Consider the following 15,993-nt stretch of genomic DNA (forward strand, 5'->3'; position numbering starts at 1 on the left):
TAAATTCCTGATAATGTAAAACCCTTCTGAATATATAGATCAGAAGGGTTTTAAGAAATATTAATAATTTACACGCTTAGTACCTAAATAACGATCTTGCCAGTACTTATAATCTAAATTACTGATTGTTACTCCCGTACTCGACCCGCTATGTACGAACTGGTTATTACCGATATAAATCCCTAGATGAGAGGGCCCAGCTGTATACGTTTCAAAAAAGACGAGATCACCTACTACAGGCTCAGAAACAGGAGTCGTCTCATTCCACATTTGTGCTGTGGTTCTTGGAAGCTGAACGCCTTCTTTCGCAAAAATATATTGAATAAATCCACTGCAGTCAAAGCCCTTTGTCGTTGTACCGCCCCATTGGTATGGGACACCCATTAACTCTGCAGCATTAGCAATCACATTAATTGTAATCTGGTCTGAAGTTTTTGGAGTTTGTCCTTTTGTCTTCTCAACTTCGGTGATTTTATTGGTTACTGTATTTGTCACAACACCGGTTACAGGAAGTCCATTTTCTTTTTGAAACTTTTCAACACTCTCCTCAGTCACCGATCCAAAATAATCGGTAATCATGGGATATGTAAAATAGCCAAGGTTTTTCAATCGCGTTTGGAGCTGTACTACTTCTGCTCCCCTGCTACCGAATTTCAGCTGAACCGTTTCTTGTGAAGGAGGTACTGAAGGTGATGGTGTATTTTTTGGCGGCGTTGGAGTTAGTGCAGCTGCCTTTTTCTTTGCAGCAACTTGCTTTTGAACTCGATCAAGTGTTGCTGCATCCGCCACACCCGTTGCTTTTAGCTTTTGACTGAGTTGAAATTTACGAACAGCTTCAGTAGTAATTGTTCCATAGAATTCTGTCGTTTTATAGAAAGTAAAGAAGCCTAGTAACTTAAGATCTTCTTGTAGTTTCCTTACTTCTTTGCCTGTCGTATTCAACTTTAGTACTTTTTCTGATGAAGTTGACGAAGCAGATATGGAAGCTGGTGCTATAGGTTTTAGAGCTTCTGGTTTTTCTTCTTGATAAGATTTTTCCAGCAACTTGCTATAGGTGTTTTTTCCTACTATGCCATCAACAACTAATCCATTCACTCTTTGAAAATCCATAACGGCTTTCTTTGTAATAGATCCGAAATAAGTAGTCGTCTCATGGTGGTTAAAATAACCTTTATTTTTCAGTATGGATTGAAGTTCTTTTACATCTTCATGAGTCGTTCCCAGTTTTAGCGTACGATCTCCAAGGGCTGCTTCACCAATTACCGGTGCAGCTAAAAAGGCTCCAGCAAAAGTCGAAGTCATGATAAAACGCCTTAACATCTTTCTATTTTCCATTTCTTCCTCCTTTTACTAATTTACTAATCACTTTCTTCTTATATCGACAATTTCCTTCCTCTGTGTATGAAAAAAGCACATTCTATTAAAAAACAATAAATTTGTAGAATATGTATCATATTTTTGTTGTTTCATGCTTAAACTTTCTTAGTTTTGGTAATATAAAAGTTATAGTAAAAATAAGGAGAATAACGTCGTGAAAAAATTTATCCTATTATTAACAGCAGCTTTTGTTTTCGGAATTTTATTCGCGGCATTTCAAGAAAACGATACAAAAGAAAAAAGGGATACCCATGAAAATAAAATGAAAAACACTGATGTTATAGAGGATGCTAATGGAAGAATCCTTATTAAGGAAGTTCCGCACATTCAACAAAAACCTGAACTGGACCGAGGTTGTGAAGTAACTTCTTTAGCTATGCTTTTACAGCATGCAGGTGTTGATGTTGGAAAGATGGAGCTAGCGAAAAAGATAAAAAAAGTAGATACACCTTATAGGAAGATAAATGGAAAATATTATTATGGCAACCCAAATGATGGATTTGTCGGTGATATCTATACGTTTGATAACATGGGGTACGGTGTTTATCATGAGCCTATAGCAAACCTAGCTGAGAATTACTTACCTGGACGAATTAACGATATAAGTGGAAGTTCCTTTGAAGATGTACTAAAGGAAGTAAAATCTGGAAAACCAGTATGGATTATAATAAACTCTGATTTCAAAACATTGCCTGAAAGTGAATTCCGCACATGGAACACACCAACTGGACAAGTTCAAATCACATGGAAAGAGCACTCTGTTGTAGTTACTGGCTTTGACGAAAATAATGTATATTTTAACGATCCTTTATATCATGTAAAAAACCGAAAATTGCCACTAGAGAACTTTAAAGAGGCATGGAAACAGATGGGATCACAAGCAATTACTTATGAATAAAAAGAAGTGACTCATTAGAGCCACTCTTAATTGACGCCGTGAAGGTCGATTAGTTCATAGACTAATGTCGTAGTACCTTCTTTCCATGTCAGTTCTTTTACAACAGCTTTCCCGACAGGAGAGCTGTTTTCATTTTTTTGAAGTGTAAAAGGATGTTCCAAGATAAATAGTTGATAACCCTCTAGAGTAATTTGAAATCTATTTCCCTCAATACGGTTTTCTCTTCCAGCCGTTACAATAGTCGCTTGTACGGTAATTGGCATATGCATGAGTTCACCTTCATTCGGTTTTGGTTATATTGTAGCATTTCATTGGTACATTAGATTCTTTTTCGATGAATATTTTTATAAAAAAGTACGATAATCGAGATCCCAATAAGTCCGCCTACTGAATCTATAATAACATCCTCGACATGAGGTGAACGGTTAGGAGTAAAACCTTGATGGATTTCGTCCGAGATGGCATACACAAGTGTTAAGACCCATGAAGTAATAAAAGTTAAACGTTTGTTTAAAACATGAGCGTTTAAAGCCCGAAAAATTAGAATACCTAAGCCAAAGTACACCAAAAAATGTGCGGCTTTTCGAACAAAAAATTCGATAAAATGAGCTGCCCCAAGTTTGTTAACGCTAATTTCTTCCCCAGCATAGCGAATGTTAATAGAAGAAAATAAGGTTTCTACAATTTCTAAGTCAATATGATTCGAGATTGTAGGGCGCAAATCTTGCTTTTCATAAGGTTGTGAGCTGGCGTAGAAAATAATACTTGCCCATATAAGGACAGGGAGCCAGTAGACCAGAAATTTTTTCATAAATTTTCATCACCATGTATTATTTTATCATAAATAACAAAAAGACCTGTGCGACAATTATTCCACAGGTCTTCTCACATCCCTATTTAAATAAATTATTCATATAGTCTGCCCAGACTTTATATCCTTTTTCATTCGGTAGTAATGTTGTGATGTTGTAGTATTCTTTAATATCCTCTGATTCAACACTTGGCCAGCTATCCCAGTGATTAAGATAAGGAATATTCTGTTCTTGTGCGTATTTCTTTAATTCTTTTATTTGGACTGCGTATTTATTTGGTGAATTAATCGGATTAGAAGGCTGCAACAAAATGATAGCTTCAGGATTTGCAGCTTTAATACCTGCAATCATTTTACCGAGAACAAATAATGTATCATCCATTCTTATGCCAATATTGTCATTAAGCAAAACCGGCTCAATCAGGACAATATCAGCTTTCTTCTTTATTACGTCTGAATAAACTTGATTGTTTTGGAGCTCCAGACTTGTCATTTTACCTAAGCTTGTTATAAAAACATTTACATTTTCACCGTACGTATCCGTCATTTGCGTAGCAAAAAGCTTTGCCCATGTCCCATCTTCCATCGAAGTATTCGTAGATCCGATTAGATGAAAAGTAAGAGCCTTCCCTGCGTCCTTTTTTTGCTTATAAAGTTCTGCAATTCCTTTAGGTGCGTTTTTAAAATGATCTTCTGATGGCTTTTGACTTTCTTCAGAGGATACTTTCATTGTTGTATCTTCTTTTTGTACCATTTCCAATTCAAGCTTCGCTGCCTGAGCTATTTCCTCTAATTTATTGTTATAGTAAAAATGACCGCCAACCACACTAAGAATGCAAGCTAAAATGACGAACATGGTTAAAACACGTTTCATTCGCCCAACCCCTTATATTTTCTATCCATATCATAAGGGGTAAAATTTTCTATTACAAGAAATTTGTTGAAAAATGTAGAGGTTTACTTTATTTTGGCACATTGCGTGTTTCGCATTTATTAAGAATTAAACAACAAAAAGCTGACTTTACAGCGACATAATGTCTACTAAAAGTCAGCTTTCACTTATTTTCCAGATAAAACCTCTACAAACTCTCTCATGTAATCCGGCAGATCTGGCGGACGGCGGCTTGAAACGAGGTGTCCATCTACTACGACAGGTTCATCGATCCATTCTGCTCCGGCGTTCTCCATGTCATCCTTGATGCCTGGCGTGCTCGTCACTTTTTTGCCGTCTAATACTTTCGCCGAGATCAACACCCAGCCGGCGTGGCAGATCTGACCGATCGGCTTTTTATTTTCCTCCATATGCTGAACCATTTCAATCACTTCAGGAAAACGGCGCAGCTTGTCCGGTGCCCATCCGCCAGGCACTAGAATGGCGTCATAGTCAGCGGAACTCACATCACCGAATGCGAAATCCGCTTCCGCGGGAACTCCATATTTACCGATGTATGTTTCGCCAGCCTTCTCACCTGCAAGCTCCACAACTGCGCCTTCTTCACGCAATCGAAGAATCGGATACCAAAGTTCGAGATCCTCAAAATCATGGTGAACAAGACTGATTACTTTTTTACCTTTTAAACGCATGTATAACAACACCTCCACTATTCTATTTCCTTTTAAGCGTAACATTAATCTACATATGTAGTTAAGTAATAGGTTGTAATGATATATAAAAAACCCGGAACTTCTCCCGGGTTTTTATTTTTTAGTATGAAATTGTTTAGACCCGGTCATGGGGACATTTATGAAAATCTGAAGGGTTCCACGTGGGGTTAATTTTGTTGTTTCAGCTGGAAGATTTCACGATCGTGCTCTGCAATCTTAAAATCATAGTACTTAAGATCGCTTTTTCTAACCATATTTTCTTCGATGCTAGTTACTCGCTCTTCGATGTTGGTCATTCTTACTTTCAAGTCAGCTACATCTGCTTTTATTATGTTTACATCATCTCTTAGTTCTAAAACACTTTGTTGAACCTGTAACAATATATCCATCATCTTATTTTCCATTTCCTCACCTCCTCTTAGCCATTATACCAAATCTCCTATCATGTTTCTGCTGTTAAAGTTAAACAACTGTTTAAAAAACCACACCATTTCTGATGTGGTTTCAATCTTATCTTTGCCCATAAACCTTGAATTTTTCGGTCATGAGTTCCATCTCTTCGTCATCTAAAATCACGGGTTCGCCGATGCATTTTGTGCGGTAATAGATCTCACAGCAGAACTCGATTTCTTCCGCGATCGTAAATGCGGTTTCGATATTGTTTGCTCCGGAAAGGAAACCGTGGTTCGCCAACAATACGGCTTTTCGGTCTTCCATCGCGCGAAAGGCGTTTTCAGCCAGCTCCTCTGTTCCGAAGCTTGCGTATTCAGCACATCTCACATTTTTCCCGGCGTGCGCCACGAGATACGAAACCGCTGGCAAATCCCAGCGCATGGACGAGATCGTTGTCGCAAAAGGGGAATGCGTGTGAACGACCGCGTTGATGTCATCTCTTCTTTTATAAAAGATAGCATGCATGGAAAGCTCGCTCGATGGCTTCAAAACGCCATCTATCACCTTGCCTTCTAAATCAACGACAACTACATCTTCCGCCGACATCCTGTCATAATCGATTCCGCTCGGGCTGATGGCAATGAGCTCTTGCTCACGGTTAAACATACTAATATTGCCGCCTGTTCCTTTTGTCAGTCCGCGTTTGATCATTTGCTGGCAATAATGGACCACTTGTTCCCGCTCATTTTGTAATAACATTCGGTGCTCCTTTAAACAGCTTCTGCAGATTTTCTTCATATGGTGCTTCTACGATTCCTTTTTCCGTAACGATCGCGGTTACGAATTCGTTTGGCGTCACATCAAATGCCGGGTTGTACACTTTCACGCCCTTTGGTGCGGTATATACGCCAAATCGGTTCGTCACTTCTTCTGCTTCACGTTCTTCAATCGGAATTTCTTTGCCTGTTGGTGTTCGGAGGTCGATCGTCGGTGTTGGAGCCGCAACATAAAACGGAATGCCGAAGTTTTTCGCCAAAATCGCGACACCCATCGTCCCGATCTTGTTTGCTACGTCACCGTTCGCCGCCACCCGGTCGCATCCAACAATGACTGCTTGGATCTTCCCTTGTGACATGACCATCGCCGCCATGTTATCTGTAATCACCGTTACATCGATTCCCGCACGCTGAAGTTCAAGAGCCGTCAACGTCGATCCTTGCAGACGCGGTCTTGTTTCGTCTGCATACACCTTCATGTCCCAGCCTTTTTCTTTTGCTAGATACATAGGAGCAGTCGCCGTTCCGTATTTCGTCGTCGCAAGAGCACCTGCGTTGCAGTGCGTTAAAATGCCCATCCCGTCAGACAATAACGTTAAAAGGTTTTCACCGATCAGTCGGTTGATCTCTTCGTCTTCTTGATGAATGGCGATCGCTTCTTGAAGCAAAGCGTTTTTTATTTCATCCACTTCAGATCCTGACAAGGAGTCCACCTTCTTCTCCATCCGCTCTAACGCCCAGAAAAGGTTAACCGCCGTGGGTCTTGAAGCTGCCAGATAATCCGATTTCTCTTTTAAATCGGAGAAAAACGTTTCAAAAGAATCCTCCCCAGCATCCTTTACCCCTAAATATAGTCCGTAAGCTGCTGACACGCCGATGGCCGGCGCACCTCTCACTTTCATCGTTACGATCGCGTCCCAAACACTTTCAATGGTTGTATAGGAATCATATCTCACTTCATTTGGAAGAGTCGTTTGGTCTAGCAATACGAGTGCATCGTCTTTCCACTGAATCGGAATCAATTGTTCTGTCATTTACATCACCTTTCTGCTCTTAATCATGTTGTCCGCTTCTTTTATAACCGCAACAAAGTCTTGTCCTGTTAAAAGCTGTGACCGTTGCTTGATAAAAGAGATCGCTGCTGTTAAACAAATACGTTCGGCTTCTATTCGTTTTTCTGAATCGGCGATTGACGTTATGTCCTTCACTTTCGCCAAACCTACGATTCTTCGGATGAGCTCGAGTCCTGTGACGGCCGACGTGTCAGCTACGACCTCCTTAAGATACCATTCTTTAAAACCGGCCTGCTTAGCCGTCAATTCGGTTACTTCCTGCTCCCATTTATATAGAAATTTTTCTTGAAAGAGGCCGATTACGTCTTCTATCGTATTTTCAATCCAATCTGTAAAATCTTGATTTCCGTGAGCGTGTCCGTTTGCCCAGGCGAAGAACAGGTTGGCCACTACGTTCCCGATGTCATAGCTCATCGGTCCATAAAAAGCGAACTCAGGATCGATCACTTTTGTACTTTCCTTTTTTATAAAAATAGAGCCGGTATGAAGATCACCGTGAAGCAAGCTCTGCGCATGATTCATAAAGCTGAATTTCAACTTTGCTGTTTCTAATTTTAGCTCGTGATCACCATAAATAGTAGACTTAATCCACTCTTCGTTGCCTGAAGTGAGTTCGTTTCGGTTGTTATGATCATAAAAAGGCTCGGTATACACAAGATCTTCTGTAATTTCACACAGCTCCGTGTTAATGTATTGCTGAACAAGCCGCTTCTTCTCTTTATGCTCCATCACGACATCAGACGTAAGAAGCAGGTTGTTCACCATAAACGTGGTGATATCGTCGGCAAACCTTGGAAATGTTTCATGGTTGAGCAGTGCTGTCCGCATGATGGTGTAATCCGAAAGATCCTCCATCGCGCAGCAGCTCATCACGTCATCAAACAAATAAACCATCGGCACCAAACCAGGTGACAGCTTATCTTCTAATTGTAAAACATTTGATTCGATACGGATACGGTCTGTTGAAAGTTTGAACTCATCAGAAATCCGAGCCGTATGACCCGCTTGCTTGATGATAAGCGAATCTCCATGCTTTTCATCGACCACTCTAAAAACATAGTTCAGGTTCCCGTCACCAATTTCTTCACATGAGAGCTCGGCATCACTTTTAAAAAAAGTAAGTTTTTCTTTTACATAATCTATTACATCTGCTGGATTCATTAAAAAATAGGCAGAAAAACGCGTCATCTTAGGTCCCCCTCTATTCATATGGCACACTTTTACTCGAAAGCGCTTACAACATTCACTAAAAAGATATAACTAGCCACAGAGGAAGTCAATGATAAATAATAGTGTTAAGAGGGAATGACAGTTGAAGAAGGAGTGAGATGATATGGGAAAATGTATGATTGATCATTCGTTGGAGGATGTCAGGCAAAAATTAGCGGACCAAACGGCTTTCATGCCGGACGAACTGGCAGCTAGAGTTGAATGCGCTTTAACAGAAAACGGAGATCAGGAATTTTTAAACAAAGTGTTCCACCTGCTAAAAAAGTACGATCTGGCGGATGAAAAAGAGAGAGAAGAGCGTGATGGAAAGCTTTTAATATTAGTGAAATAAGCACAGAAAATGCTCAGAAATTTTTCCTGAGCATTTTTTCAAAGTGACTATTTTTGATGGATGGTATATTTTATTTTTAAAAAAGGAATACCAAATATTCGCATGCTGTGACTAGCAGAAAGTGACCCTTTATTTGTCTCTTCAATAGAAAACTGCTCGGATAATGGCAGCTTGAAAAGAGTTTTCCCTGATGCTAAATATATACCGGTATCTCCTTTTGCTTCACTTGTTAAAATTAGACTGTTTTCTTTTTCAACAAGCGCTAATATACCAATCATAGACGAAAAAGGAAGTGGAAGTGCGATATTCATATAGGTTCGATCCGCTGTTTCATGATAGGAATAAATGGCCGCAAATATGATATTCTCATTCTCTTTACGAACCCAAACACGCGGTTTGATCCTTCCATCCAATATGGGATCAACAACTCGTATTTCCCCTGTCATTTCAATACGCTTACTCGAGATCGGCAAATTCAATTGCTGCATTTTTTTACTGATCAATTTGTAGCATAAAACAAAGGGTTTAAACCAAATCGCCCATTTGACAGAAGCAAACAGTTGATATTGATCCGTATGCTCATAAAAATGAATGATTTTTTCCGGTAAAACGTTTGTATCCACCAAAACACTTAAGTCATCTACAAGCCCCCGATGTCGTTCGCCTGTCCCCTTTAGCTTCCCGCGTATTCGGCTGACTGGAAAACTCGGACTAACATACTTTGTTTCAGGAGATCCGAGCGCCCAGCCCAGCACACCTATCAGCCCAAAAATAACACAGTTCACAAAACCATGGAAAACAAGCATGAAATCAATACTCACTGGCCAATTGCCAAACGCATTATTAGCCGCATATAGCATGGAAAATAAAATTGTGAAGCCTAGCCCTCCATATGAAAGTCTTATACAAAATGCCTGCAGTTTTGTGGGAAAAGGTGTCCGAAAGGCGAGAAAGATTAACAGATAAATAGCAAATATGTACAACGATACCGAAATGACTTCAAGTAAGGGCCAGAATGTGATTGCAATGGCGACGAGCATAGGCCCTGCTAGAATAATAGAAACAACCCACGGATACCATTTTGACTCATGAATACGTCCGAAAAAGCCAAGAGATATAGGCAATAAAAAGGCAGAGTAATGAAAATGAATAGCTGTTAACCACGTAATAAGAGGACTAAATCCTGTTTCAATGCCTGCCGTATAAGCAAAAAACCACACACCGCCTATAAACAAATACATCATTCCAAAATCAATTGAAATTTCTGCCCAATTTGTAAAGCCTCGCTGAAAAAACCGCTGAAGTCCGAGTAAGGCAACAAATAAAGTAAAAAGTAAATAAATAAGAGCAAATCCAATCTGCCATGTATCGGATGACACAACATACAATAAAAAGACGGAAAGCATTGCCACCCCCGTAACAATCTTATGTATGTTTTTTATTTGAATAATAAGCTGAAGCATAACAGGAACGAATATTAACTGCGCTGCTGTCAGCATGAGCAAATAAGGTTCCCTGCCCACAAGAATACTCCCTATAAATAGAAGGATTCCGGCAAGTATGAGCGGATTAAAGAGACTCTTCTTTATATTCACCTTCATACACCATCACCTTCCCTACGATTCGGTTATGAATATGGACTTGGACTGTAAATACTTCCCGGGCATCATCATATCCATCCTCCACTGTTACAACTCCTTCTAACATCTTTGGAATCGGAATCTCTAGAGGACCTAAAATAAACCGTTGGCGTCCTGAACGAATGACCTGGTGTCCTTCAGGTGTCACTTCAAATTGCAGATCAGAATAAAACAAGCTCGGCTCGCCTAGATAATCCTTCACGATTCTCCTCTTGGGATCAATGGTCATAAACGCATTAAAATGACGCGTAACTTTTTCAAAATAAAAGGTTCGTTCCCAATAAATTTCTGCTTCACCCGTCGGTAACGTCCGGCATGTATTTTTGACGGTAAACGGTACGTTACGCCCTGTTTCAGGGAAGAGAAACTGCCAGCGTGTCGCTAATTGTAGAAAAGGTTTAAGCCAACTGGCACCTGATTCAATTTTTGTCATGGTTCCCGACGCAAAAAATGGTTTGCCAACAGGAATGCTGTAACGTTTTTGCAGTTTAGGGTGAAGCTTGTCAAAGTCAGTTCCTAAAAGGGTTTTGTAGATGGTCATTAGGCATCACTCTTTCTCGTGCGTTTACAGCTAGTCGCTGTTGGTAAATCTTTGGTTAGTATGTAGCCAATTATGGAAAGAATCCACAAGCTGCTATTAAAAGTAACAGGATTAAACGGATGATAGGAAATGGAGGGGTCCGCGATTAGTGCACTTATCGTCAATGCTGGAAACACAAGTATTTGAAGCAAGTGTAGATGTCTTTTTTTACGATAAAAAAGCCATAAGAGCCCAAACAGCATCTCCAATACCCCAATGATTCCAACGGCTGTTACAGCATTAGCTCCTTTTAAAGAAGACAAACTAGAAAGCATGGCGACTTCCTCAGGATGCTGGGCGATAATTTTTGGCACGAGCCCTTGATAAAACCAGACAAAGAAAAATAACAGTGTTACAAGAGTGCTGCTAAAAAAACGGAGGTACTGGGTTCGCGGTAATTCCCCTTTTTCCAACCATCGTTTTAACACATCGAAGCTAAGAGCCGTTGCCCATCCTATCATCGGGCGAAAAAAGAAGTCTAGTAATCTTCCAAATAAACCATAGCGTACATCATAGTCATATTGGGTAAGAAATGTAGTACCCTGTTCAGTCGGTATGTATTTCCAATATCCTTTTCCTTCTGAAATGGGAGAGATTTTTTGATCGGTACCAAAGTGCAAAGAAGAGATTTTTGAACCATCCTCTTTATTATGCGTACCGATGCTTCTACCCCACCCTGCCACTTTCAATCCAAGTCCAATTTTTGTTTCGTACAGAAAAGATTGTGGGTCATCTTCTGATTTTTTTGGCAGATAGGTGATGGAAGAAAAACGCAAATCCCATTGCTCGTGAAGATCAGGTTTTTGACTCTTATCCCATACTTCTTTTACATCAACTTCAATAGGTATTTCTACATAAACGGATTTATTTTTCATATAAGACACCCCTTTCTATAAAGTAACATAATTTCCCATGAACTCTTTTGGAAATTGTGAACATTTGTGCAAAATAGTTTTTTGCCGTTTAATCAATAGCCGTCTATAAAAATAATTATGAATATTAGCTCTAACGGTACGTGTTCTTATATCTGTTACACGTATGCTCATAGAAACGTTATCTTTGCTCATAAAAAGCCAGTATATGCTCATAGATTGTCGCTGTACGCTCATAGAACGCTGACATATGCTCATAGAGCAGACTTGGGCACCAAAACAGAGGTCATTTTTATCCGACGAGAAGGAAAATTTAAGAACCATGAAGAAAATAAGTAAAAAAACGTTAAGGAGAGTTGCCATGATTGTAAAAGAGGCTACTGAATCTATTAAAATTGTAAGGCTGAAGGAAATTCTGAAACGTATTTCCCCTACGCACCTAAAACGCAATGAATTGGAAGGCGAATTAGCAAGAAGCCACGCTGGGTTTCGTGGCGAACAATCTCTTTTTTACCATTTAGATCTGCTCCCCCATGATGACTGCTTTATTTTCCACGATCTTCGCATCCCCCATAAATCCAGCTTTTTTCAGCTCGATATCCTAATTCTTACTCCGACCTTTTTTCTCATTATTGAAGTAAAAAACATGGCAGGCACCCTCATTTTCGATCAGGAGTTCAATCAACTGCACCGTATTCTAAACGGGATAGAGGAAACCTTTGCAGATCCTGTTTCGCAAATCTACCGACAAACCTTTCTTTTCAAGGAATGGCTCAACAATCAACGATTGCCGAAGATCCCCATTGAATCGTTAATTATCATCAGCAACCCCCACACGCGCATCAAATCCATCCCAGATAAAACAAATCTCTCCAAAATGGTAACCCATAGCTCCAACCTGCTTCCAAGATTTCATCGCTTTCTTCACATGCATAACAAAGAAATTATGACGAAAAAGGAGATAAAAAAGCTATCACGCCTTCTATTGAAGCAGCATACACAAAACTCTTCTGACTTGTTTGAGCAGTTTTCCATTTCAGAAAATAATCTGATTAAAGGCGTTCCATGTCCAAATTGTGAATCCATCCCCATGATTAGGAAAAAGAGGCAATGGTTTTGTGAGAAGTGCTTTCTGTTTAGTAAGGATGCTCACGTTGAAGCCTTAAAAACATACAGAATTTTGTTTGGTCCTCGAATTACAAACAGTCAATGCCGTGATTTTCTAAAGCTTTCATCGCGCCATACCACAAAACATCTTCTTCGCTCTCTTCACCTTCCAGAGAGCGGATTAGGCAAATACAAGAATTATGAGCTGCTGAATTTTTAAACAGATGTTTAAAAAAGCCGCTATCTTTCTGACTAGAAATATTTACAATCGGGAAAGTATCAGTGAACGGTTTGAATTTAAAGCGTTTTCCTTTATACTTTTATAAATATACAAATATTCTGATTAATTTACATAAAAAGACAGGAGATTATAGGATGGAGTTTACCTTACAGCCTTTAGGAGATAACAGCGTAATCATTGAGCTTGGGGATGATATTAGTCCCGACATTCAGCGAAAAGTGAAAGAAGTCTCCTCGTTTTTTGATGAGCATGCTTTCGACTGGGTCATCGAGTATGTACCTGGTTTTTCAACGGTTGCTGTATTTTACGATCCGATAAAAATAAAATCTACGAAGCTTCCATATGAACACGTTTGCGAGGAACTGACCTCTCTTTTAAAACATGTAAAAGTTAAGCAAGACAGCGAACCGCGTGTCGTTAAAATCCCCGTTTGTTATGGCGGTGAATTCGGTCCGGATCTTGAAGAAGTAGCGAAGCATAACGGACTATCACCACAAGAAGTGATCGATATTCATGCTGGTGGAGAATATCTCGTCTATATGATCGGGTTTGCGCCAGGATTTCCTTATATCGGAGGCATGAGTGAAAAAATTGCCGCGCCAAGGCGAAAGAATCCAAGATTGAAGATTCCAGCGGGTTCGGTTGGTATCGCTGGAAAACAGACAGGGGTGTATCCGATCGAAACGCCTGGGGGATGGCAGCTTATCGGCAAAACGCCGCGAAAGTTGTTTCTTCCAAACGGTGCTACACCAAGCCTTTTACAAGCTGGGGATCAGATAAAATTTGAGCCTATAACCGTTGAAGAGTTTCAAAGATGGGAGGAGAACGAGAATGATTAAGATCACAAAGCCCGGTCTCCTTACAAGTGTTCAGGACCTCGGCCGTTACGGTTATCAAAAATATGGAGTAATTGCAAGCGGTGTTATGGACCCCATCGCCCATCGAATCGCCAATCTTCTTGTCGGAAACGATGAAATGGAAGCAACACTGGAGCTCACGTTATTAGGTCCTGATATGGAATTTGCAGAAGATACGTTAATCTCGATCTGCGGCGGTAATCTGTCTCCTTCTATTGATGGCAAACCGGTAAAATGCTGGCGAGCTGTTTTCGTGACAGCTGGCAGTAAGCTCAAATTCGGCGGCTGCAAAACGGGTTGCAGAGCTTACTTGGCTGTGGCTGGAGGGTTTGATCTTCCTGATGTCATGGACAGCAAATCAACATACATACGTGCAGGAATCGGCGGTTTTAATGGAAAAGCGCTGCAGGCGGAGGATCAGCTGAGGATTGGAGCCCCGAGCACTCTTTCTACTAACATGATGAATATGTTATCTGCCGAAAAGAATGAAAAGAAGTTCGCTGAGATGCATTGGACGATTTCTTCCGACTTCAAAACAACTTCAACGGCCAAACCGAAAGTAAGGGTCATGAAAGGCAGGCAGTATGATTGGTTTACCCCGGAGAGTCAGACGAAACTTTTTACCGAGAGCTTTGAAGTGACATCCCAGTCAGACCGGATGGGTTATCGGTTAAAAGGACCCACTCTTGAACTGAAGCATGAACAAGAAATGCTGTCAGAGGCCGTGAATTTCGGAACCATTCAAGTGCCGTCAGAAGGAAATCCGATCGTGCTTTTGGCGGACCGGCAAACAACAGGCGGCTATCCGAAAATCGGCCAGATTGCGACAGTCGATCTCTCCATCATGGCGCAGCTTAAACCAGGGGACAAAGTGCAATTCACGGAGGTTTCGCACGCGGTTGCTCAACAACTCTACTTAGACCGAGAAAGAAACATCCAACAATTGAAACAAGGAATCTCATTAAAAATACGACAACAAACGAAGTAATGGAGGGCGATCAACATGAAAACAGAATCAAAAGCTAGTATTCTATTAGGCGCCGCTTTTTTGATGGCAACATCAGCTATCGGCCCTGGTTTTTTGACACAGACGACACACTTTACATCGATTCTTGCCGCCAGTTTTGGATTTGCTATTTTAGCATCGATTATTATTGATATTGGCGCGCAGATGAACGTGTGGCGAATCATCGCCGTTTCAGAAAAAAGAGCGCAAGACATCGCGAACGATGTTCTACCTGGGTTAGGTTTTTTCCTTGCTGCCTTAATTGTTGCCGGTGGTCTTGCCTTCAACATCGGAAACATCGCGGGAGCTGGACTTGGTGTAAATGTGCTGTTCGGCGTTTCACCTGAAATGGGTGCGCTGCTTAGTGGAGTGATCGCCATTTTAATTTTTGTCGTACGAGAAGCTGGAAAAGCGATGGACCGCTTTACACAAGTGGCCGGATTCATCATGATCGGACTTACGATTTACGTCATGTTTACCGCCCAGCCTCCTGTTGGTGAAGCGGTCGTAAAAACGTTCGTGCCCGATACGATCGATGTTCTTGCGATTGTTACTTTAGTCGGCGGAACGGTTGGCGGGTACATTACATTTGCCGGTGCTCACCGATTGCTCGATGCGGGTATAAAAGGAAAAGAAAACTTAAGAGAAGTAACAAAAGGATCGGTTTCGGCGATTGGGATTGCGTCCATCATGCGAATCTTTTTATTCTTGGCTGCTCTAGGAGTTGTGGCACAAGGGCTGACGCTTGACACGGCAAATCCGCCTGCTTCTGTTTTTAAATTGGCTGCCGGAAACGTCGGATACAAGATTTTTGGAGTCGTGATGTGGGCCGCTGCCATCACATCTGTTGTCGGTGCCGCTTACACGTCTGTTTCATTTATACGAACGTTTAATGCAACATTAGAAAAATACCATAAGTGGATCATTATCGGATTTATCGCCATCTCCACACTCGCTTTTTCATTAATCGGGAAACCGGTTAAGATTTTGATTTTAGTCGGGTCGCTCAACGGATTGATTCTGCCCATCTCATTAGGCGTAATGCTGATTGCCGCGTACAAGCCCAAGATCGTCGGAGACTACAAGCACCCGATGTGGATGACCATTTTCGGTGTGCTTATCGTGGTTATCATGGCTGTGATGAGTGTTTATTCTCTGTATATCGGCATTCCTATGTTATTTACAAAATAGAGGAG

The 15,993-nt window shown here is 40.8% G+C and carries 18 protein-coding genes; 6 read left to right on the forward strand and 12 right to left on the reverse strand.

The window, feature by feature from the left end; translation table 11 throughout:
* Window positions 1–60 precede the first annotated feature (60 nt).
* Window positions 61–1,335, reverse strand: a complete 1,275-nt coding sequence (locus KUV80_RS10650) for a peptidoglycan-binding protein (protein WP_246625159.1) — start codon at window positions 1,333–1,335, stop codon at window positions 61–63.
* Between the two features lie 196 nt (window positions 1,336–1,531).
* On the opposite strand from KUV80_RS10650, the gene KUV80_RS10655 reads away from it, so the two are divergent.
* A complete protein-coding gene (locus KUV80_RS10655) occupies window positions 1,532–2,275 on the forward strand; it encodes a C39 family peptidase (RefSeq protein WP_338083485.1) in 744 nt (247 codons plus the stop codon).
* Between the two features lie 26 nt (window positions 2,276–2,301).
* On the opposite strand, the gene KUV80_RS10660 is transcribed toward KUV80_RS10655, so the two are convergent.
* From KUV80_RS10660 to mtnK, 8 genes are all read right to left on the reverse strand, one after another.
* Complete coding sequence (locus tag KUV80_RS10660) at window positions 2,302–2,538, reverse strand: DUF2584 family protein (protein ID WP_222462688.1); 237 nt, start codon at window positions 2,536–2,538, stop codon at window positions 2,302–2,304.
* A gap of 56 nt (window positions 2,539–2,594) precedes the next feature.
* On the reverse strand, window positions 2,595–3,086 hold the full coding sequence (locus tag KUV80_RS10665; RefSeq protein ID WP_222462689.1) for a VanZ family protein: 492 nt from the start codon (window positions 3,084–3,086) through the stop codon (window positions 2,595–2,597).
* Between the two features lie 82 nt (window positions 3,087–3,168).
* Window positions 3,169–3,960 carry an SGNH/GDSL hydrolase family protein gene (locus KUV80_RS10670; protein ID WP_222462690.1) on the reverse strand — a complete coding sequence of 264 codons (792 nt, stop codon included), beginning with the start codon at window positions 3,958–3,960 and terminating at the stop codon, window positions 3,169–3,171.
* Between the two features lie 185 nt (window positions 3,961–4,145).
* A complete protein-coding gene (locus KUV80_RS10675; RefSeq protein WP_222462691.1) occupies window positions 4,146–4,670 on the reverse strand; it encodes a type 1 glutamine amidotransferase domain-containing protein in 525 nt (174 codons plus the stop codon).
* 188 nt (window positions 4,671–4,858) lie between these two features.
* Window positions 4,859–5,095, reverse strand: coding sequence for a DUF1664 domain-containing protein (locus tag KUV80_RS10680; protein ID WP_222462692.1), 237 nt, complete (start codon window positions 5,093–5,095; stop codon window positions 4,859–4,861).
* Between the two features lie 106 nt (window positions 5,096–5,201).
* A complete protein-coding gene (locus KUV80_RS10685; protein WP_222462693.1) occupies window positions 5,202–5,843 on the reverse strand; it encodes an L-fuculose-phosphate aldolase in 642 nt (213 codons plus the stop codon).
* A complete protein-coding gene (mtnA, locus tag KUV80_RS10690; protein WP_222462694.1) occupies window positions 5,827–6,894 on the reverse strand; it encodes an S-methyl-5-thioribose-1-phosphate isomerase in 1,068 nt (355 codons plus the stop codon). The genes KUV80_RS10685 and mtnA overlap by 17 nt, the downstream gene beginning before the upstream one ends.
* Window positions 6,895–8,121, reverse strand: a complete 1,227-nt coding sequence (gene mtnK / locus KUV80_RS10695; RefSeq protein ID WP_222462695.1) for an S-methyl-5-thioribose kinase — start codon at window positions 8,119–8,121, stop codon at window positions 6,895–6,897.
* A gap of 145 nt (window positions 8,122–8,266) precedes the next feature.
* Here mtnK and KUV80_RS10700 point away from each other — a divergent pair, with 145 nt between their 5' ends.
* Window positions 8,267–8,494, forward strand: coding sequence for a hypothetical protein (locus tag KUV80_RS10700; protein WP_222462696.1), 228 nt, complete (start codon window positions 8,267–8,269; stop codon window positions 8,492–8,494).
* A 47-nt stretch (window positions 8,495–8,541) separates the two neighbouring features.
* Here KUV80_RS10700 and KUV80_RS10705 read toward each other — a convergent pair whose 3' ends face one another.
* The 3 genes from KUV80_RS10705 to KUV80_RS10715 are packed head-to-tail and all read right to left on the reverse strand — an operon-like array spanning window position 8,542 to window position 11,589.
* Window positions 8,542–10,095 carry a YndJ family protein gene (locus tag KUV80_RS10705; RefSeq protein WP_222462697.1) on the reverse strand — a complete coding sequence of 518 codons (1,554 nt, stop codon included), beginning with the start codon at window positions 10,093–10,095 and terminating at the stop codon, window positions 8,542–8,544.
* Entirely contained in the window at window positions 10,064–10,675 is a 612-nt protein-coding gene (locus KUV80_RS10710) for a DUF4166 domain-containing protein (protein WP_222462698.1), read from the reverse strand. Before KUV80_RS10710 ends, KUV80_RS10705 begins: the two co-directional genes overlap by 32 nt.
* Window positions 10,675–11,589, reverse strand: coding sequence for a DoxX-like family protein (locus tag KUV80_RS10715; protein WP_222462699.1), 915 nt, complete (start codon window positions 11,587–11,589; stop codon window positions 10,675–10,677). Before KUV80_RS10715 ends, KUV80_RS10710 begins: the two co-directional genes overlap by 1 nt.
* Before the next feature lie 358 nt (window positions 11,590–11,947).
* Between KUV80_RS10715 and KUV80_RS10720 the strand changes: the two genes are divergently transcribed.
* The 4 genes from KUV80_RS10720 to KUV80_RS10735 all read left to right on the forward strand — a co-directional run bounded on the left by KUV80_RS10720 (window position 11,948) and on the right by KUV80_RS10735 (window position 15,988).
* Window positions 11,948–12,913 carry a nuclease-related domain-containing protein gene (locus KUV80_RS10720; protein ID WP_222462700.1) on the forward strand — a complete coding sequence of 322 codons (966 nt, stop codon included), beginning with the start codon at window positions 11,948–11,950 and terminating at the stop codon, window positions 12,911–12,913.
* 155 nt (window positions 12,914–13,068) lie between these two features.
* The gene (pxpB, locus tag KUV80_RS10725) at window positions 13,069–13,773 is read left to right on the forward strand and encodes a 5-oxoprolinase subunit PxpB (RefSeq protein WP_222462701.1); all 705 of its coding nucleotides are present in this window, start codon (window positions 13,069–13,071) and stop codon (window positions 13,771–13,773) included.
* On the forward strand, window positions 13,766–14,779 hold the full coding sequence (locus KUV80_RS10730; RefSeq protein WP_246625160.1) for a biotin-dependent carboxyltransferase family protein: 1,014 nt from the start codon (window positions 13,766–13,768) through the stop codon (window positions 14,777–14,779). The genes pxpB and KUV80_RS10730 overlap by 8 nt, the downstream gene beginning before the upstream one ends.
* A 15-nt stretch (window positions 14,780–14,794) precedes the next feature.
* Window positions 14,795–15,988, forward strand: coding sequence for an NRAMP family divalent metal transporter (locus KUV80_RS10735; RefSeq protein WP_222462702.1), 1,194 nt, complete (start codon window positions 14,795–14,797; stop codon window positions 15,986–15,988).
* Window positions 15,989–15,993 lie beyond the last annotated feature (5 nt).

Source organism: Fictibacillus nanhaiensis, assembly GCF_019801215.1.
Lineage (GTDB): Bacteria > Bacillota > Bacilli > Bacillales > Fictibacillaceae > Fictibacillus > Fictibacillus nanhaiensis_C.